Annotated in this window: 16 protein-coding genes and 1 pseudogene; 13 read left to right on the top strand and 4 right to left on the bottom strand. The window is 29.0% G+C overall.

The annotated features are described in order from the left end of the window. Nucleotides 1–3: 3 nt before the first annotated feature. Together CBLAS_RS00310 and rsmA are read right to left on the bottom strand one after the other, a co-directional pair. The gene (locus tag CBLAS_RS00310; protein WP_106869367.1) at nt 4–1,980 is read right to left on the bottom strand and encodes a ribonuclease J; all 1,977 of its coding nucleotides are present in this window, start codon (nt 1,978–1,980) and stop codon (nt 4–6) included. Beyond that, nucleotides 1,943–2,779, bottom strand: coding sequence for a 16S rRNA (adenine(1518)-N(6)/adenine(1519)-N(6))-dimethyltransferase RsmA (rsmA, locus tag CBLAS_RS00305; RefSeq protein WP_106869369.1), 837 nt, complete (start codon nt 2,777–2,779; stop codon nt 1,943–1,945). Before rsmA ends, CBLAS_RS00310 begins: the two co-directional genes overlap by 38 nt. Before the next feature lie 80 nt (nt 2,780–2,859). Here rsmA and hisF point away from each other — a divergent pair, with 80 nt between their 5' ends. Genes hisF through CBLAS_RS00290 form a run of 3 tightly spaced genes read left to right on the top strand, consistent with a single transcriptional unit; the run spans nt 2,860 to nt 5,313 of the window. Then, a complete protein-coding gene (gene hisF / locus CBLAS_RS00300; RefSeq protein WP_106869371.1) occupies nt 2,860–3,618 on the top strand; it encodes an imidazole glycerol phosphate synthase subunit HisF in 759 nt (252 codons plus the stop codon). Between the two features lie 45 nt (nt 3,619–3,663). Further along, entirely contained in the window at nt 3,664–4,731 is a 1,068-nt protein-coding gene (gene rlmN / locus CBLAS_RS00295) for a dual-specificity RNA methyltransferase RlmN (RefSeq protein ID WP_106869373.1), read from the top strand. Between the two features lie 39 nt (nt 4,732–4,770). Then, on the top strand, nt 4,771–5,313 hold the full coding sequence (locus CBLAS_RS00290) for a ClbS/DfsB family four-helix bundle protein (RefSeq protein WP_106869375.1): 543 nt from the start codon (nt 4,771–4,773) through the stop codon (nt 5,311–5,313). A gap of 2 nt (nt 5,314–5,315) precedes the next feature. Here CBLAS_RS00290 and CBLAS_RS00285 read toward each other — a convergent pair whose 3' ends face one another. Continuing rightward, nucleotides 5,316–6,245, bottom strand: coding sequence for an RluA family pseudouridine synthase (locus CBLAS_RS00285; protein ID WP_106869377.1), 930 nt, complete (start codon nt 6,243–6,245; stop codon nt 5,316–5,318). A 69-nt stretch (nt 6,246–6,314) separates the two neighbouring features. Between CBLAS_RS00285 and purB the strand changes: the two genes are divergently transcribed. Together purB and CBLAS_RS00275 are read left to right on the top strand one after the other, a co-directional pair. Beyond that, nucleotides 6,315–7,646 (top strand): adenylosuccinate lyase, encoded by a 1,332-nt coding sequence (gene purB, locus CBLAS_RS00280; RefSeq protein ID WP_106869379.1) that lies wholly within the window; start codon nt 6,315–6,317, stop codon nt 7,644–7,646. A 15-nt stretch (nt 7,647–7,661) separates the two neighbouring features. Beyond that, nucleotides 7,662–10,037: a ribonucleoside-diphosphate reductase subunit alpha gene (locus CBLAS_RS00275; RefSeq protein WP_106869381.1), complete on the top strand. Its 2,376-nt coding sequence runs from the start codon at nt 7,662–7,664 to the stop codon at nt 10,035–10,037. A 755-nt stretch (nt 10,038–10,792) separates the two neighbouring features. Here the strand turns inward: CBLAS_RS00275 and CBLAS_RS00270 are convergent. Continuing rightward, a pseudogene (locus CBLAS_RS00270) lies at nt 10,793–11,005 on the bottom strand (EexN family lipoprotein); the annotation flags it as partial. 270 nt (nt 11,006–11,275) lie between these two features. Here CBLAS_RS00270 and CBLAS_RS00265 point away from each other — a divergent pair. The 8 genes from CBLAS_RS00265 to CBLAS_RS00230 all read left to right on the top strand — a co-directional run bounded on the left by CBLAS_RS00265 (nt 11,276) and on the right by CBLAS_RS00230 (nt 20,064). After that, complete coding sequence (locus CBLAS_RS00265) at nt 11,276–13,369, top strand: ribonucleoside triphosphate reductase (RefSeq protein ID WP_106869383.1); 2,094 nt, start codon at nt 11,276–11,278, stop codon at nt 13,367–13,369. 20 nt (nt 13,370–13,389) lie between these two features. Continuing rightward, entirely contained in the window at nt 13,390–13,545 is a 156-nt protein-coding gene (gene nrdD / locus CBLAS_RS09650; RefSeq protein WP_106869385.1) for an anaerobic ribonucleoside-triphosphate reductase, read from the top strand. A 36-nt stretch (nt 13,546–13,581) separates the two neighbouring features. Continuing rightward, on the top strand, nt 13,582–13,929 hold the full coding sequence (locus CBLAS_RS00255; protein ID WP_106869387.1) for an outer membrane protein assembly factor BamE domain-containing protein: 348 nt from the start codon (nt 13,582–13,584) through the stop codon (nt 13,927–13,929). Beyond that, nucleotides 13,926–14,603, top strand: a complete 678-nt coding sequence (locus CBLAS_RS00250; RefSeq protein ID WP_106869389.1) for an anaerobic ribonucleoside-triphosphate reductase activating protein — start codon at nt 13,926–13,928, stop codon at nt 14,601–14,603. Before CBLAS_RS00255 ends, CBLAS_RS00250 begins: the two co-directional genes overlap by 4 nt. A gap of 53 nt (nt 14,604–14,656) precedes the next feature. Beyond that, entirely contained in the window at nt 14,657–15,679 is a 1,023-nt protein-coding gene (locus CBLAS_RS00245; RefSeq protein WP_106869391.1) for a ribonucleotide-diphosphate reductase subunit beta, read from the top strand. A 15-nt stretch (nt 15,680–15,694) separates the two neighbouring features. Continuing rightward, nucleotides 15,695–16,327 carry a protein-L-isoaspartate(D-aspartate) O-methyltransferase gene (locus CBLAS_RS00240; RefSeq protein WP_106869393.1) on the top strand — a complete coding sequence of 211 codons (633 nt, stop codon included), beginning with the start codon at nt 15,695–15,697 and terminating at the stop codon, nt 16,325–16,327. 3 nt (nt 16,328–16,330) lie between these two features. Next, on the top strand, nt 16,331–18,121 hold the full coding sequence (locus tag CBLAS_RS00235; RefSeq protein ID WP_106869395.1) for a 5-methylcytosine-specific restriction endonuclease subunit McrB: 1,791 nt from the start codon (nt 16,331–16,333) through the stop codon (nt 18,119–18,121). A gap of 326 nt (nt 18,122–18,447) precedes the next feature. After that, nucleotides 18,448–20,064: an FUSC family protein gene (locus CBLAS_RS00230; protein ID WP_133169602.1), complete on the top strand. Its 1,617-nt coding sequence runs from the start codon at nt 18,448–18,450 to the stop codon at nt 20,062–20,064. The last annotated feature ends 3 nt before the right edge of the window (nt 20,065–20,067 follow it).

Genomic DNA, 20,067 nt, shown 5'->3' with positions numbered 1-20,067 from the left:
TTCCTACATTAGGTATATAACTGGAACAATTGTTGGATACTTTTTAAGTCTTCTAAAGATATGTTTTCTAACTGCTTGTCTTATTTGACTCTCTAAAGCCCTTGGATCTTTTAGAAGTTCAGTTTTTAGGTTGGCTAAGAACTGCATTAAAATAGCTTCCATCTCTTTTGTTAGTGTTTGTTGTTCATTTTGAGCAACTATACCATAACTAACAACTCTTGTTTTTATTAAGTGTTTATCGTTACTATCTATTTGAGCTATTATCATCACAACACCAGCATCAGCTAGATTTTGACGATGTTTAACGATATCATCCGCAATCTGTTTATTTACTTGATTATCTATATAAACTTTTCCGGTTCTAACAGTTTTTACCCTTTTTAAATAACTATTTGAAACCTCCATTTGATCACCATCGCTCATAAGATATATATTTCTTTCATCGATACCGCATGAGATAGCTGTCTCTTTATGCTTTGCTATATGATTATACTCTCCATGAATTGGCAAAAAAAACTTTGGTTTTGTCAGGCTAAGCATTAGTTTTTGTTCTTCTTGTGCAGCATGTCCGCTTACATGAATCTCACTAAAGTCTTGATATGCAACCTTTGCACCACTTTTAAGTAAGAAATTTAAAACCTTTGAAACACTTGCTTCATTTCCAGGAATTGCTTTTGCAGATATTATAATTTGATCAGTTGGCTTAATTTTAATATATTTATGCTCATCAGTTGCCATTCTATAAAGTGCACTCATGGTTTCTCCTTGAGAGCCTGTTGTGACTATTAAAACTTTATTATCTGGGTATTTACCAACTTCATTTGCATCTATAAATATCTCTTTTTTGAGATCTATATACCCAAGCTCCATAGCAGTATATAAATTTCTTTCCATAGATCTTCCAATAACACAGACTTTTCTGCCATGCTTTAATCCATGATCTACTGCTTGATAAACTCTATGGATATTAGAGCTAAAAGTACTCATTATAACTCTACCTTTTGCATGTGAAAAGATATTATCAAATGTCTTACCAACACTACTTTCACTTTTAGTTATGCCTTCTCTATGAGAATTTGTACTATCACTCATTAAAAGCAAAACACCTTTTTCTCCGTAATATGCAAATCTTCCTAAATCACTTGGATATCCATCAATAGGACTATGATCAATCTTAAAATCCCCTGTATGGATGATAGTTCCAGCTTTTGTTGTTATAGCAAGGGAGCTAGCATCAATTATAGAGTGAGTTATATGTATCCATTCTACTTCAAAATCACCTATTTTATAAATTTTTCTTTTTTCAATCGGTCTAAAAAAACTTCTCTCTGCTTTAAGTCCATGCTCTTCAAATTTATTTGAAATCATTCCAAGAGGCAATGGTGTTGCATATATTGGATATTTGAATTCTTTAAAAAAGTACGGCATAGCACCTATGTGATCCTCATGTGCGTGAGTTATGATTATACCATCAATCTTATCTTTTATCTTTCTTATATAGTCAAAATCAGGTATTAAAATGTCAACTCCGAGCATGCTTTCATTTGGAAAACTCATACCAACATCAACGATAATAGCACTATTTTCTGTTTCAAAAACAGTCATATTGCCACCTATTTCACCAAGTCCACCAAGTGGAGTTACTTTTATCTTCTCATTGTTAGCTTTTTGTAAACTTAGTGGATGAAGTCTTCTTTCATGAACTAGCTTATTATCTACTATTGATTTTTCTATAGCCTTTTGCCATGGCTCATTGCCCACTAGTGTTTTTAGAACATTAGATCTTTTGCGTTTATTGCCACTTTTTCCATTGCTAGCTGATTTATTTTTTTGATTTTTTGTGTTAGCAGGATTGTTAGCAGTAGCCTCTTTTTGTAAATTTTGCTTTCGTCTTGCTCTTCTGTGTGGCTCTTCTTTACCACCTATGTTATCGCCTATTTTCTTAACAGACTCTTGTTTCTTTTGAATTTTCTCTTCCATCGTTTTTTGCCTTTAAAAATTTAAATATATTTATAAATAAGGCGGTATTTAATTGATGGGCTCTTATGTTTGTTTCTAAACTATTTTCAGATAAAAACTCCATTATTGAGCTTTTGTCAAATTTTGAAGATAAATTTTTTAAAAGAGTTTTTCTTGGTTGCATAAAAGCAGTTTTTAAAAAACTTTGAAACTCGCTATATTCTAGCTCAGTTTTAAACAAAATTTCTAATCTTTTAGTTTTAATCAACCTAATAACAGAAGAATTAACCTTAGGAGATGGTTCAAAGCACTCAGGAGGAACATCAAAAAGTAGCTCACAGCTACCTTGTAAATTTGCCAATATAGTTAGTGGGCTAAATTCCTTTTTGCTACTAACTGCTGAGAATTTCTCAGCAACCTCTTTTTGTATCATAACTATCAAGCCACTACACATGTAATCATCTATCGCATTTAAAATGATTCTAGTGGCTATGTAATATGGCAAGTTGGCAACTAAAAAGTATTTTTTATCGCTTAAATTTTTTCTTTGCCATACTTCAAGCACATCACCTAACTCTAATTCCAGTCTATTATCTTGTATCTCTGTATAAAATTTATCTTTTAAAATAGAATAAAGCTCTACATCAATTTCATAACTTTTAACTTTTGAAATTTTTAATAATTCCTTAGTTAAATCACCTAAGCCAGCCCCAATTTCAACCACACTATCAACGTCATTGGGAATCGCTTGGATGATTTTTTCTAATATATGTTTGTCTTTTAAAAAATTTTGACCAAACTGTTTTTTTGCCTTTATCATTTTGTGATTATACACAAATATAGTTAATAAAGCTCTTAATTAGGAAATTTTGGTTAAAATTACTCTAAAAAAGGATGTTTATGGAAACTTTTACAAGAAGAATTATACCTTGTCTAGATGTAAATAATGGAAGAGTTGTAAAAGGAATAAATTTTGTCAATTTAATAGACGCTGGAGATCCAGTAGAGGTTGCTAAAAGATATAATGAAGAAGGTGCTGATGAGCTATGTTTTTTAGATATAACTGCAACTCATGAAAAAAGAAAAACTATTGTTAATATGGTAGAAAGAGTCGCAAAAGAGCTTTTTATACCACTAACAGTTGGTGGAGGCATAAAAACAATTGATGATATTTCTGCCTTGCTTGATGTTGGCTGTGATAAGATTAGTGTAAACTCATCGGCTGTGCAAAACCCTAATTTGATAGACGAAGCTGCTAAGAAATTTGGATCTCAATGTATAGTTGTTGCCATTGATATTAAAAAAATAGGTGATAATTATGATGTGTTTGTTAGTGGAGGAAGAACTAATACTAACAAAAAAGCACTTGTTTGGGCTAAAGAGGTCGAGAGCCGAGGATGTGGTGAGATATTACTAACATCAATGGATAAAGATGGAACAAAAAGTGGGTATGATTTAGAGATTACAAACAAACTAAGCACCAATTTAAACATACCTGTTATTGCTAGTGGTGGTGCAGGTTCTATGGAAGATATGAAAGATGCCTTTTTGTATGGTGCTGATGCTGTTCTTGCTGCTTCTGTTTTTCACTTTGGCGAAATTAAGATAAACGAACTAAAAAAATACCTGCTTGAAAATGGTATTAATGTTAGATTATAAAGTTATTGTTTCACGTGAAACATTATAAAATTTAAAAGGATAAATTTGCAAAATTTACTTGATTATACAAAAAAAGAGCTGGAAGAATTTATAAAACCAAATTTTAGAGCGAAACAAATTTATGAATGGGTTTATAAAAAAAATGCTAAAAGTTTTGATGATATGCTAAATTTGCCAAAAACTTTAAGAGAAGATTTAAACGAAAAATTTTATATAGACCCCTTAAAGAAAATAAAATCAGAAAAAAGCAGTGATGGAAGTATAAAATATCTGTTTGAATTAAAAGATGGAAAAACAATTGAAACAGTTTGGCTTCCTATGAAAGATGAAATTTATGATGAAGATGGAAATTTATTAAGACATAGTAGATATACCGTTTGTGTTAGCTCCCAAGTTGGCTGTAAAATCGGCTGCACTTTTTGCCTAACAGCAAAAGGTGGTTTTGTTAGAAACTTAACTCCGGGCGAAATTGTTGCACAGGTTCACTACGCAAAAAAGGATAATAACATACCATATGAGCGAAGAGTAAATATAGTCTATATGGGTATGGGAGAGCCATTAAATAATCTTGAAAATGTAAAAAAAGCTATAGAGATATTTACTGACAATGACGGACTAGCAATAGCTCCAAGACGCCAAACTATTTCAACAAGTGGTCTTAGTTCACAGATTAAAAAACTAGGAGAAATGGATTTAGGAGTTTTACTTGCCATATCTTTGCATGCTGTAAATGATGAGCTTAGGGAAAAACTTATGCCTATAAATAGAGCCTACAACATAGCTTCTATAATGGACGCTGTTAGAAATTTTCCAATTGATATGCGAAAAAAAGTTATGTTTGAGTATCTAATGATGGATAATTTAAATGATAGCATTAAAGATGCAAAAACTTTAGTAAAGCTACTGCACGGAATAAAAGCAAAGGTAAATTTGATCTATTTTAATCCCCATGAAGGCAGTGAATATAAACGCCCTAGCATGGAGAATATGGAAAATTTCCAATCGTATTTAAGAGATCACGGAATAACTTGCACTATAAGAGAGTCAAAAGGTTTAGATATAAGTGCGGCTTGTGGGCAGCTTAAAGAGAGAGCAAAGATAAGCGATAGATAAAAACTTTAAAAATGGCAACTAAACTTAAAAGGATAAACTATGCCAAGAGCAAAAACAAAAGATGATTTAATCAAAGATTCTAAAGCAAATTTTGAAAAACTTTGGAAATTCATAGATAGTATGAGTGAAAAAGAGCTAAAAAATGAGTTTAATTTTTTAGATGATAAAAAGAAAAAAGAGGCTCATTGGAAAAGAGATAAAAATTTAAGAGATATTTTGGTACATTTATACGAGTGGCATAGACTTACTATACTTTGGATCTATTCCAATCAACAAGGAGTGCAAACAGAGTTTTTACCCAAACCATATACATGGAAAACATATGGTGTTATGAATGAGGAGTTTTTCAAAAAACATCAAAAAACTTCGCTCAATGAAGCAAAAGATATGCTAAAGAAAAGTCATGAGGAGATTATGGAGATAATTAGCAAATTTAGCAATGAAGAGCTTTTTAGTAAAAATGTATTTGTTTGGACTAAAACTACGACTTTAGGGAGTTATTTAATCTCCTCAAGTTCAAGCCACTATGAGTGGGCTTTAAAAAAACTAAAAGCACATAGAAAAAAGGTTGAAAAATTATAAATTTAAGAATGTAAAATTTTACTTGAACTTTTTAATAGTGAATTTAAATACAAAATTTCATCTTGAAATTCATATAAATTTTTAAAATTATACATTTCATCTCTAAATTTAAAACTAATTTCACTAGCATGTAAGCATAGTCTATTAATACCTGTTTTCAAAACTCTTTCATTTTTTGTCATTTTTTGACTGATAATTTTTTCAATATCATCAATTTGTAATCCATAAAGTGGATCGCCTAAAATTCTATGTTTCACGTGAAATAAATGAACTCTTATTTGATGTTGTCTGCCTGTTATTGGTGCAGCTTCAACTAAACTTATATTTAAATTTTCTAAATATTTTAATCTTTTAAATTTTGTATAGGACTCTTTTCCATTTTCACAAAGCACCATTTTTATTCTTATATCCTTATCGCTCTGCCCTATTTTTGCTTTTACTTCAAATTCCTCTTGTGTTTTTCCGCAAACCAAAGCAATATATTTTTTAGATACTTCTCTTTTTTCAAAAATTTTTTTTAACTCTTTTTGTGAGATTATATCTTTAGCAACTACGATAAGTCCGCTAGTTTCTTTGTCTAATCTATGTGCAATTGCAGCATTTTTTCCGTATAAACTCCAAATTTCATCATATAAAGAGTATTCGCAATTTCTTCCATTTGGATGGCTTAAAACTCCACTAGGTTTATTAAAAATAGCAAATTCATTATTTTCAAAAATGGGCTTTAAACCTTTTGGCTTACACTCATATTCAACTAGGTAAATATCTCCATTTATTATCTTATTTTTACCAACTATGATGCCACTACTATCAAACAATCTTTTTTTATCTATTAGCTTTTGTGATTCACTCATACTAAAGCCACTATCTAATAAAACTTGATAAGCTTTTTTAAACTTTACATTTGCAATTTTTCTTTTAATATAAGGCAATTTTTACCCTTTTTTAGCTAAAATAAATACCTTATAAATTTATATAAATAAACTTAAAAGAAGGTAAAAATGATAGATAGATACGCAAGAGATATTATGAAAGAAAAATGGTCTACACAGGCTAAATATGATGCTTGGTTAGAAGTAGAAAAAGCAGCCGTTCAAGCTTGGAACAAAATTGGTTTAATTAATGATGAAGACTGTGAAAAAATTTGCAAAAATGCTAAATTTGATATCGAGCGTATTGATGAGATAGAAAAGACTACAAAACATGATGTAATTGCATTTTTAACAAGTGTTAGTGAAAGCTTAAGCGAAGAGAGTCGCTGGGTTCATTATGGCATGACAAGTAGCGATTGTATTGATACAGCAGTAGCTTTGCAAATAAAAGATAGTTTGGATTTAATTATTGAAGATGTAGAAAATCTAAAAAAAGCTATAGCAAAAAGAGCAAAAGAGCATAAGCTTACTTTAATGGTTGGAAGAAGTCATGGAATTCACGGTGAACCTATAACATTTGGCTTAGTTTTAGCTATTTGGTATGATGAAATAAACAGAACATTAGAACTCATAAAACATGCAAAAAAGACTATAAGTGTTGGTATGATAAGTGGTGCTATGGGAAATTTTGCACATGCTCCAGTTGAACTTGAAGAGTTAGTATGTGAGCTTTTAAAGCTCTCCCCTGCTCCAGCTTCAAACCAAGTAATCCAAAGAGATAGATACGCTCAAGTCATAAGCGCTTTAGCAATTCTAGCTTCAAGTTGTGAAAAAATTGCAGTTGCTATTCGTCACTACCAAAGAACCGAAGTTTATGAGTGTGAAGAGTATTTTAGTCCTGGACAAAAAGGAAGTTCTGCTATGCCACACAAAAGAAACCCTGTTTTAAGTGAAAACATCACAGGACTTTGTAGAATGATACGCTCATATACAATTCCTGCAATGGAAAATGTAGCGCTTTGGCATGAAAGAGATATTAGTCATAGCTCAGTTGAGAGATTTATACTTCCAGATTCATTTATAACAACTGATTTTATGTTAAATAGACTAATAGGTTTGATTGATAATTTAGTTGTTTACCCTGAAAATATGATGAAAAATTTAAACTTAACAGGCGGACTTGTATTTTCTCAAAGAGTTTTATTAGAGCTTCCAAAAAAAGGAATTAGCAGAGAAAATGCTTATAAAATAGTCCAAAGAAATGCTATGAAGGTTTGGGCTGATTTACAACACAACAAACCAGCAATTGACAATGAGGGACATAGTCTGTTTTTACAAAATTTACTAGAAGATGAAGATATCAAAAAATCGCTTAGCAAAGAAGAGGTTAAGGCTTGCTTTGATTATAGCTACTACACTAAAAATGTAGATAAAATTTTTGCAAGAGTTTTTGAGAAATAATATTTAAGGTGATAAATGAAAGTAATTAAAAGAAATGGAAGAACTGAAGAGCTTGATATATCGAAGATAAAAAAATACACAAGTCAAGCAGTTAAAGAGTTAGACAATGTGAGTTTAAGCGAACTTGAAGTTGATGCGAAAATCCAGTTTCGTGACATGATAACAACAGCAGAAATTCAACAAACTCTAATCAAAACGGCAGTTGATAAAATAGATATTGATCGTCCAAACTGGACATTTGTAGCTGCAAGACTTTTTTTGTATGATCTCTATCATAATGTAACTGGCTTTAGCGGATATAATACACTTAAAGAGTATTTTGAGAGGGGAGAGAAAGAGGGACGTATAATTTTAGGCTTAAAAGATAAATTTGATTTAGATGATTTAAATAGCTATATAAAAACTGAAAGGGATTTGCAATTTAACTATTTAGGTATAAAAACTCTTTATGATAGATATCTTTTAAAAGATAAAAAAGGAAAACCCATTGAACTACCTCAACATATGTTCATGGCAATATCTATGTTTTTAGCTCAAAATGAGCTAGATCCACAATACTGGGCTAAAAAGTTTTATGATTTAATAAGCAAATTTGAAGTTATGCTTGCAACGCCTACTCTTTCAAATGCAAGAACTACAAGACACCAACTAAGCAGTTGTTACATTGGCTCTACTCCTGATAATATTGAGGGAATTTTTGATAGCTATAAAGAGATGGCGCTACTAAGCAAATTTGGCGGAGGAATCGGTTGGGATTGGGCAAAAGTTAGAGCTATGGGTGGAAGCATTGACGGGCATAAAAATGCAGCTGGTGGTATAATTCCATTTTTAAAAATAACAAATGATATAGCTGTTGCAGTTGATCAGCTTGGCACTAGAAAAGGCGCCATTGCTGTTTATATTGAGCCTTGGCATATGGATGTAGGAGATTTCTTGGACTTGCGTAAAAACTCAGGTGAGGAGCGAAGAAGAGCTCATGAGATATTTCCAGCACTTTGGATAAACGATCTTTTTATGAAAAGAATTATAGCCAATGAAAAATGGACGCTTTTTGATCCTGTTGATGTTGCTGATTTAACAAATCTCTATGGAGAAGAATTTGAAAAAAGATATATAGAATACGAAAATAATCCAGATATTCCTAAATCAACTATGTTAGCAAAAGAGCTTTGGAAAAAAACCCTAACTAACTATTTTGAAACAGGAATGCCATTTTTAGCATTCAAAGATAGTGCAAATAGAAGAAATCCGAATGACCACAAAGGAATTATAAGAAGTTCAAATTTATGCACTGAAATTTTCCAAAATACGGATCCAAACTACTATAAAATAAAAGTTATTTATACTGATGGAAGTATAGAGTTATTTGATGAAAATGATGAAGTAACAACAGATGAAGGTTATACAAAATTTGCTAAAAAAATAACTGCACTTGATAGTATAAATAATAAAGAAGTTTATATAGTAGAAAAAGAGGTAAGTGAAGGGAAAACTGCAGTTTGTAACTTAGCAAGTGTAAATTTGAGCAAAATTAATACGAAAGAAGATGTTAAAAGAGTTATACCAATAGCAATTAGAATGCTTGATAATGTGATTGATTTAAATTTTTATCCACATATAAAAGTAAAAAATACAAACTTAGAAAGTCGTGCTATAGGGCTTGGAGTTATGGGCGAGGCTCAAATGCTTGCGGAGAAACAAATTGAATGGGGAAGCTATGAGCATTTAGAACTAATAGATATTGTTATGGAAAATATAAGCTATAACGCAATCTTAGCTTCATCAAATTTAGCAATTGAAAAAGGTAAATACCCTACTTTTGAAGGCTCAAAATGGAGCAAAGGCATAATGCCAATTGATACAGCTAATGATAATGCAAAAGCACTTGTTCAAAGAGCTGGGCTATTTAATGATAGTGGATGTGATTGGGATTATCTAAGAGATAAAGTCAAAACAGATGGTATGAGAAATGGCTATTTAATGGCTATTGCACCAACTTCAAGTATAAGTATCTTAGTTGGAACTACTCAAACAATAGAACCTGTCTATAAGAAAAAATGGTTTGAACAAAATTTAAGTGGTATGATACCTGTTGTGGTTCCAAATTTGAACTTAGATAATTTTAACTATTACACCTCAGCTTATGACATAGACCAAACTTTACTAGTTAAAGCTGGAGCCATCCGTCAAAAATGGATAGATCAAGGACAAAGTTTAAATATCTTTATAACCCTAAATAAGGCAAGTGGAAAGGTTTTAAGTGATATTTATACCTTAGCTTGGAAGCTTGGAATTAAATCAACATATTATTTAAGAAGTCAAAGTCCTGATACCATTGAAGCAGAAAAAGATGCACTTGACAGAAGCATAGAGTGCGAAGGTTGTCAATAATAGTTTAAATCCCTACTTTGGGATTTAAACTTAATGCAATTTTTTATAAATTTCACGATTATCTTTATCACTCCTAAAAACTAAAAACGCCAAAATAAAATTTTTTTTATGCTCTTTTTATTTATTTTTATACTACTATTGTTTGAAAGTATCTAGGTTACTTTTACCTTTCCAAGTTACAAGAAATTCTCCAAATTCAAAGCCAGTTAAAGCCTTTTTAGAAAAAGTCCAAGTAAAATCGATAAGGACTAAACTCCAAAACACCCATAAACAAACATTTTTTATAGTAGGTATCCAAGTTTTTATCCAGTTTGTAAAATTCTAAAAACATCATCTGAATTGTCTATTCCAAAAGAAAAGGTACAAATAACACAAAGCAATAAAATTATTTTTAAATTGCTTTTAAACATGATGTTACCATTGTTTGAAAGTATCTAGGTTACTTTTACCTTTCCAAGTTACAAGAAATTCTCCAAATTCAAAGCCAGTTAAAGCCTTTTTAGAAAAAGTCCAAGTAAAATCGATAAGGACTAAACTCCAAAACACCCATAAACAAACATTTTTTATAGTAGGTATCCAAATTTTTATCCAGTTTGTAAAATTCTAAAAACATCATCTGAATTGTCTATTCCAAAAGAAAAAGTGCAAATGACACAGAGTAATATAAAATTTTATATTACTTTTCTTTATATTTTGTTCTATGTAGCTTTTGTCATTTTATCTTTCCAAATTATTAATAACTATCCACAAATTTCTTATTTAAACAAGTTTTTATAAGTATCTAGATTGCTTTTTCCATAATCATTTTTAGGTTTACTATGGAAAAACATTGCATTTTCTGCATTTGAACAATCAATTTGTTCTACTTTATTATATTTTTCTAATTTTTTGCACTCTTCAACTCTTACTTTTGCTTCATCTAAATGTTCTTTATAGTATTTTTTAGTTTTTGCCTCTTGTTTAGTGCAACCACTTAAAAAATCAAAACTGAAAACACCAAAATAAAATTTCTCACATTAACTCCTTTTTTAGTTAAATTTATAATTAATTTTTATCATATTAACACTACTTTATTTATTAAATAATTTAAAAAATACTAATTTATAACTATAAAATTTTGGTAATTTTAAATAGTCACTTTTATATTATTTTTGATAGGAATTATCATAATTTTACTATATTTTAAGCACTAAAACTATATAATTTTTATTTAAAAATAAAGATTTATAGGGTGTTTTATGCAAAAAATTTTAAAAAGAGATGGTAGCAAAGAAGATTTTCACGCTTATAAAATAGAAGATGCAATAGAAAAAGCCTTTAATAGCGTAAATGTAAAATATGACAAAGGTGTTTTTTACTCTGTTATGGATGAAATTGCATTTAAAAGCATTTTGAGCGTAGAAGAAATTCAAGATATTATTGAAAAATCTCTTTTTAAACATAGCTATTTTGATGTTTTAAAAAGTTTTATGCTATATAGACATACTCATAAAATGCAACGAGAGCAAATTTTAGGCTTAGTTGAAGATACAACTTATATTAATTCAACTCAAACCATCAACGAATATATAAGCAAAGAAGATTGGAGAATTTCAGCCAATTCAAATACAAGCTACTCTAATGCAGGGCTTATAAACAACACAGCAGGAAAAGTAGTAGCTAACTACTGGCTAGATGCAGTATATAATCAAGAAGAAGGTGCAGCTCATAGAAATGGGGATTATCATATTCACGATTTAGACTGCCTTAGTGGATATTGTGCTGGATGGAGTTTAAGAGCTCTTTTAAATGAGGGCTTTAATGGAGTTCGTGGAAGAGTTGAAAGCAAAGCTCCAAAACATTTTAGAGAAGCACTTTACCAAATGGCAAATTTCTTAGGCATACTTCAAAGCGAATGGGCTGGTGCTCAAGCATTTTCAAGTTTTGATACATATTTGGCTCCTTATGTTTTTAGAGATAAATTAAGCGATAGAGAGATAAAAAAAGCTATAACAAATTTTATATTCAACTTAAATGTTCCTGCAAGATGGGGACAAAGTCCATTTACAAATGTAACAATAGATCTAACCTGCCCTACTGATTTAAAAGACCAAATTCCAACTAGAAATGACATTCATCTTTTTAGAGATATACAAGATGATGAAGAGCTTTTAGATATTGCTAAAAAACGCGGTAAAAATAATTTAGAAGATTTGACTTATAGTGATTTCCAAGAAGAGATGGAAAGAATAGATATAGCATTTTATGAAGTTTTAACCGAAGGTGATAAGTGTGGACAACCATTTACTTTTCCTATTCCAACTGTGAATATAACTGAAGATTTTAATTGGGATAGTAAAGTTGCTGATATACTTTTTGAAAATACAGCCAAAATGGGTTCAAGCTATTTTCAAAATTTCATTGGTTCTCAGTATATTAGGGATGAAAATGGCAAATTAATAGAAAATCCTAAAGCTTATAAACCAGGTCATGTTCGCTCAATGTGTTGTAGATTGCAACTTGATTTAAGAGAGTTACTTAAGCGTGGTGGTGGGCTTTTTGGAAGTGCAGAGATGACAGGAAGCATTGGTGTTGTAACTATCAATCTAGCAAGACTTGGATACCTGTATAGAAATGATAAAGAGGGTCTTTATAAACAACTTGATTATCTGTTGGCATTAGCAAAAAACACTTTAGAAAAGAAAAGAGTATTTGTAAAAGAGATGTATGATAGAGGCTTATATCCTTACACAGCTAGATACTTGCCACATTTTAATAATCATTTTAGCACCATTGGAATAAATGGAGCCAATGAGATGATAAGAAATTTTACAGGCGATAAAGAGAATATCACAACTACTTTTGGTAGAGAATTTGCATTAGAACTTATAAATCATCTAAGAGATAAAATAAGAGGATTTCAAGAAGAAACAGGAAATTTATACAATTTAGAAGCAACTCCAGCAGAAGGAACTACTTATAGATTTGCAAAAGAGGATAAAAAGAGATATCCTGATATATTACAAGCAGGAAATGGTGAAAATATATACTATACAAACTCAACTCAACTACCTGCAAATTTCACAGATGATCCTTTTAAAGCTTTGGATTATCAAGATGAACTTCAAAGTAGTTACACTGGCGGAACGGTATTTCATCTATATATGAAAGAAAGAATTAGTTCAAGCAAAGCTTGTAAAACTCTTATAAAAAATATAATTACAAATTATCAATTGCCATATATAACAATAACACCTGTTTTTAGTGTTTGTAAAATTCATGGCTATATAGCAGGTGAACATGAGTATTGCCCATATTGTGATGAAAAAATATTAAGTGAAGAAGGAAAATAAAATCAAATAAAGGAGAAGCTATGAAAAAAGAAGAGTTGCTAGAAGCAAATAAAGAAAAAAGAACAAAATGTGTTGTCTATACAAGAGTTATGGGCTACCATAGACCTGTTGAAAGCTTTAATATAGGCAAAAAAGGTGAACATAAAGAGAGAGTGCATTTTAAAGAAAGTCTTTAAGATAATGTCAAGATATTTTTACTAAAAGGGGAAACAATGTTAAGAACTTCAATCATCTTAGCAGTATTATTGTTATTTTCAGGTTGTGCCAATATAGTCGATTTTGGTGCTTATACTAAAGGTACGGAAGTTACTCAAGCACAAATGGATTTGCTTACTATAAACAAAAGTAAAAAATCTGATGTAGAGAGAATTATCGGGTATCCTCAAAGAAAAAGTTCTGTTGGCAAAACTGAAATTTGGTATTATGACTTTACAAAAATACGACATATAGGTTCAAATATTGATGAGAGTTCTGTTTTTGAATTTAATAAAAAGGGAATTTTGACCAAAAAATACAAAACAAATGGCTCTAATAACTCTAATCCATTAACAGGAAAATAAAAAAGTTGATTTATAAAATAACTCCATTTACAACTCTTGATTATCAAGATAATCTAGCTTGTATAGTTTGGTTTGCAGGTTGCAATATGAGATGCGTATATTGCTACAATACACATATAGTAACCTCAAGTGGAAATATAGACAAAAAAGAATTTTTAGATTTTCTGAAAAAAAGAGTGGGCAAGTTAAATGGAGTTGTTTTTAGTGGGGGTGAATGTACTAGAAGCAAAGAGTTCTTAGAACTTGCCAAAGAGGTAAAAGCTTTAGGTTTTAAACTAAAAGTTGATACAAATGGCACAAATTTTAAAGTTTTAAAAGAGGCTATAGAACTAAATTTGGTTGATTATATAGCACTTGATTTTAAAGCTACAAAAGAATCTTACTATCTAATAACAAAGTCAAAATTATACGATGAGTTTATGCAAACCCTTAAATTTTTAATAGATATCGATTTTCCATTTGAAGTAAGAACAACAGTTCACGGGGATTTTCTTGATGAGAATGAAATTAATATAATGGCTAAGACTTTAGAAAAAATGGGGTATAAAAATATCTACTACTTACAAAATTTTCTATACACAGGTGAAAATTTTGGCTCTTTAGAAAAGCCAAAACAAAACTTTAATCCAGAAAATTTAAAAACCAACTTAAAAGTAGAATTACGCAATTTCTAAGCAATTTTTAGATAGAATATTTAGATTAATACTAAATTTAAAGGTCTAAAAATATGAAAAGAAAAAAAATTTATAATCCATCTTCCAGTGAAACCCTTACAGATAGAAAAATTTTTGGTGGAAACCCTCATGGAATTTTAAATTTCACAAAAGCAAAATATAGATGGGCTCTAAAATTATGGGATATTATGGAAGCAAATACTTGGTTTCCAAAAGAGGTTGATACAACTGATGATGTTAGAGATTATAATTTCAATCTAACAGTAGCTGAAAAAAGAATGTATGATTTAGTATGGTCGCAACTAATTTCAATGGATAGTTTTCAAACAAACAACCTAGCTGATAACATTAATCCATACATTACAGCACCTGAAATTAACGCAATTTTAAGCCGCCAAGCATATGAAGAGGCGAATCACTCAAAAAGTTATGCAGTTATGGTTGAGGCAATCTGTGAAAATACAGATATGATTTATGAAATGGAAAAACACGATGATATGCTTAGGAAAAAAAATAGCTATATTTCAAGTGTTTACGAGGAGCTTTCAGGGGAGGTAACAGAGCATAAGCTACTTCTTGCAATGGTCGCAAACCAAATTTTAGAAGGTATATATTTTTATGCTGGATTTGCTTCAATCTATGCACTTGCTCGCGCTGGAAAAATGTTAGGTTCTGCTCAAATGATTAGATTCATTCAAAGAGATGAGATAACTCATCTACTGTTATTCCAAAATATGATTAACTCGGTTAAAAAAGAAAGACCTGATCTTTTTGATGAAAAAACAAAAGAAAAAATCTATGAGATGTTTAAAACAGCAGGTGAGCTAGAAATTGAGTGGGGGAAATATATCACTCAAAACCAAATTATGGGATTTACAGATGATATAATTACAGAATATATACATTATCTAGTAGATCAAAGGCTTGTTGCAATTGGACTAAATAGAGTATATAATGCAAAACATCCTATAAAATGGGTTGATGATTTTGCTAAATTCAATGATCAAAAATCAAATTTCTTTGAGAGTAAAGTTACAAATTACAGCAAAGGAAGCCTAGACTTTGATGATTTTTAAACAAAGCATTAAAATATGAATCCAATAGAGGCATTAAAGTGTGAAAAATTAGCAGATGATATAGCTAATAAACTAGATATAACCCCTGCTTTATATAATGCTTTTTGTAGCGTTAGCAGAAAAGAATTTGTTCCTATAGATGCACATGCATATAACTTAGATCCACAACCAATTTTAGCAAACCAATGGATAAGTTCGCCATTAACTGTTGCTAAAATGACTATGGCTTTAGAACTCGATGGAGTTGATAAAATTTTAGAAGTTGGTTGTGGAAGTGGTTATCAAGCTGGAATTTTAAGCAAAATAGTAAGAAGAGTTTTTACAATCGAGAGAATTGAAAAACTAGCAAATGAAGCAAGAGAACATTTTAAAAAATTAAATATAACAAATGTTCATGTTAGATATGATGATGGCAACAATGGCTGGAAAAATTACGCTCCTTATGAGAGAATCCTATTATCTGCTGCAACAAAACAGGTAGATCAGAGACTTTTTAGCCAACTTGAAATAGGTGGCATACTTGTTGCGCCAATAGAACAAAACAAAACTCAACAAATAGTTAAATTTAAAAAAGAATCAAATGATAAAATCACTCAAGAAATTGTTAGCAATTGCTTTTTTGTGCCACTTTTACAAGGAAGGGAATAGATTATGGATATTGAAGTATTATTAAATATATTTAAAAAGGATATTAGTGAGCTATCTATAAAAAAAGATATAAATGGTAGATATGCCATACTTAAAGAGTTAAAAAATGCTACTAATAGCTTTGATTCTTTAGAAAATGAGTTTTTACAAAAATTTTATCTTAGTTTTATAGATACAAAAGAGATTAAAATACTAGATTATAGTGAAAATTTTAAACATGCGGAATATTTTTTTATAGACAAATTTTTTGACAACAACTTAAAAATATTTTATGATAAGTTTGCCCTTAAAGAGAATTTGTTGCAGTATAAAAATAAATTCTCCAACCTACAAAATGTATCTGTAAATGATGTTTTAAATGGCTATGATAAAGATATAGTATCTTTATATGTTTTTATAGAAAATTTAGCTAAACATTTTGGAGATTTTGCACAAAATAATAAAGAACTAAAAAATATATTTAAAAAGAAAACAATATCATTTTTTAATGCGTTATATCTACTATTTAAAAACTACAGTAGAAATCTATTAAATAAGTATTTTAATATCATATTATGTAATCATCCAATGGTATTAGTTGAGCTAGTTAAAAACTCTTTTGGGACAAACAATGAAAACACTATAATAGAAACTTTCACTTTTGAACATAAAATTAATCAAGATAAAAAAGATATAGATAACTTTGAAGCTATAAATAAAGAGCTTTTAATAGAGTTCATAAGCATATTATCAACCTTGAATTCAAATATAAATCTTTTGCACTACAACAAAAACAATGTTAATACATTAAAGTATATCTATCAAAAAAATATCGAATCTTTTAAAGACTTTCAAGACTATAGCCACAAATTCCTAGAAGACTTTAGTTCAAGATTGCAAAATTTTAAAGAACATTATGAAATTTTAATTTATAGTGAAATATTTTTACAATACATATCAAAATATAACAATCAAAATATATCTAAAAATACACTTTTTATAGCTACTGGTAATGATTTAAAAAATAAAAAACTAAAAGAAATAGTTAAGATAAATAATATTCCTAAAGCTAGGTTTGAACATATATCAATGCATGAAAGCTATGAATATAGAAATATGATAGATGGGTTTTATGATGGTAATTTTATAAATGGTACTTTAAAAAATATTTGCAAAAAAGCTATTCAAGATAGCCAAAATAACTATTATCTACTAATTTCAAATATAAATCACTGCAATATCAATGCAGTTTTTGGTGAGAGTTTGGAACTGTTTTCAAATAGATACTCAAAAGATAATCAAAATGCCTTTATTAGCACACAAAACTCAAATATAATAAATACATTAGATAAAAAAGATAAATATAGTGTTTTAGTAATAGATGATAATTCAGTTTTTGCTATCCCTGAAAATTTATATATAATAGCCACTTTTGATTTAATAGCTAAAAATAAAAAATTACCTATTGCGATAGCTGAAGCATTTAAATGTATATATTTATCTTGCAATTATAATCTAATAAAATCTGAAATTTCTGATATCAAAAACTCTGATAATTTTATTAAAACTATACAAAAATTAAATGATTTTATAAAAAATAGTACAAATAACTCAAAAATAGAACTAGATCACTATACTTTTTTAAAAATAAAAAAGTATGTTATAAATAAAGAAATTAATAATAAATCTTTAAATAACCTATTTGAAAATGATATAGAGCCTATTATAAAAATTATTTTTAGAGAGTACATGTCAGAAGAAAAAATACAAAGCTCTATAGACTCAGCAAAAGCAATTTTTGATTTTTCGAGGTAATTTTGAAAGATAAATTAAAACTATATATTTATACATATGACCCGGCTAATTTTGGGATTATTTACTCCATAAAAGCAGTATTATCTCTACTAATTAGCTTCTCTTTTTCATATTTTCTTTTAGGTTTCGGAGCTTCAATTCTATCAATACAAGCAACTATTGGCATATACTTTTTAAATCCGCTAGATGGTAGCAATAAAGAAAAACTTTTTTATCTCATTTTATTCACTTTGTTATGTTTAACATTTATTTTTTTAGAAACCTATTTTCATAAAATTAATCCTTGGCTGTTTATCCCTATATTTTTCTGGTTTTTTATAGCTTCTATGAGCCTTATATATAGTGAAAATTTAAATAAAACACTTATTAGCTCTACTTTTACTTCAATCATCATATATGCCTCTAAAGATGCATTTTCTGGTTCTATTGAAACATTTGATTTAATGGCAGGCTTTATGCTAGGTAGTATAATAGGCATATCTATAAGAATATTAAATTTTACAGGATATGGCGAGTTTACAAAGAAAAACTTTGCAATAATCATAAACAACTTAAAACTTGTAAACAATTCTAAAAATAGCTATGAGTTCAAATTTTGGCAAAATAAAACTGTATTACTGCTAGAAAATTTAAAAAATATCTTTTCAAAACAAAGCGTTAATTATAAAGACTCAAGCCTTATTAAAAATCAAACTAGAGCTTTGTTTTACCTATATAAAATGGAAGAAATTCTCTATTTAATATCAACTATAAGAATAAAATATTTTAGTGACAATAAGAGAAAAATACTTTTTAAAAGACTTCAAAATGAAATAGATTACAACCTTAACGAACTTAAAAATCTTTTTAAAAACGAGCCTGTAAATTTAAAATTTGACACATATGATAGAATAAAAAGTCTAAAAGAAATGCCTATTTTTATGGCATCTTTAGATGTTTTATATAATCTTTTTAAGATTATAGTTGCTGGAGGAGAAGAAAAAATCGTATTAAAAACTAGAAAAAATACCTTCTCTATGAGAAAACTTAAAGATTCAATAAGCTTAAACAATACTCTTTTTCAATACTCTTTTAAATTTGCGATAGCTATATCTTCAGGTGTATTCATAACAAATTTCTTTAATATAAGTAAAGGAATGTGGGTATCTTTAGGGGTTATAACCGTAATGAGAATGAAAATAGACAATATAAAACTAATAATACAAGATAGTGTAATAAGCACTCTATTTGGAATTATAGTTGGAATTAGTATAGTTTTACTATTTCAAAACTCTTTATTTTTATTTATTATTATTCCTATTGTGTTATTTTTATTATTTTATTTAAAACCTTTTCCCTATCCTGTCTGGAATTTTTCGTTAATTGTAGCTATGACTTTCTTATTCTCAATAATATCTAATAACTTTTCAGAACTAATTATGTTTAGATTTTTAAGTATGTGTTTTGGTTTTGCAATAGCCCTTTTAATATCAAAACTATTTTGGCCAATAAGAAGCAAAGATGAAATAATGCCACTTTTCAAACAAAATATAACCGATTTATCAAAACTTATGAAAGATATTGCAACTGCTGAAAATGATATAAACATAAGAGAAAGAATTGGTACAATTCTTAAAAATTTAAATGAGTTTAATAATATTATTAAATCTAGTAAAAAGGATAGTTATCAAAAACTACACGATTTTTCAATGAATATAACATTAAATCTTTTTAGACTAACCACCTATATTAATAGCATTAAGATAGAAAATTATGACATTATAAAAAATGACTTAACTATTTTAAGGAGACGCTTTGATATGATAGATAAAAAGTTAAATCATTTACCATACTATTTCTATGAAAATAGCTCAGAGCTTTTTTTAAATAAAGACAAAAGAATACTTCTTTTAATGGAAAGAATAGCAAAAGATCAAGAGGATATCTATCTATTTTTTAACTAAATT

The organism is Campylobacter blaseri (assembly GCF_013201895.1).
GTDB classification, from domain to species: domain Bacteria; phylum Campylobacterota; class Campylobacteria; order Campylobacterales; family Campylobacteraceae; genus Campylobacter_B; species Campylobacter_B blaseri.
Note: the sequence above shows the minus strand (reverse complement) of the source record. Positions and strands in the feature narration are given on the sequence as shown.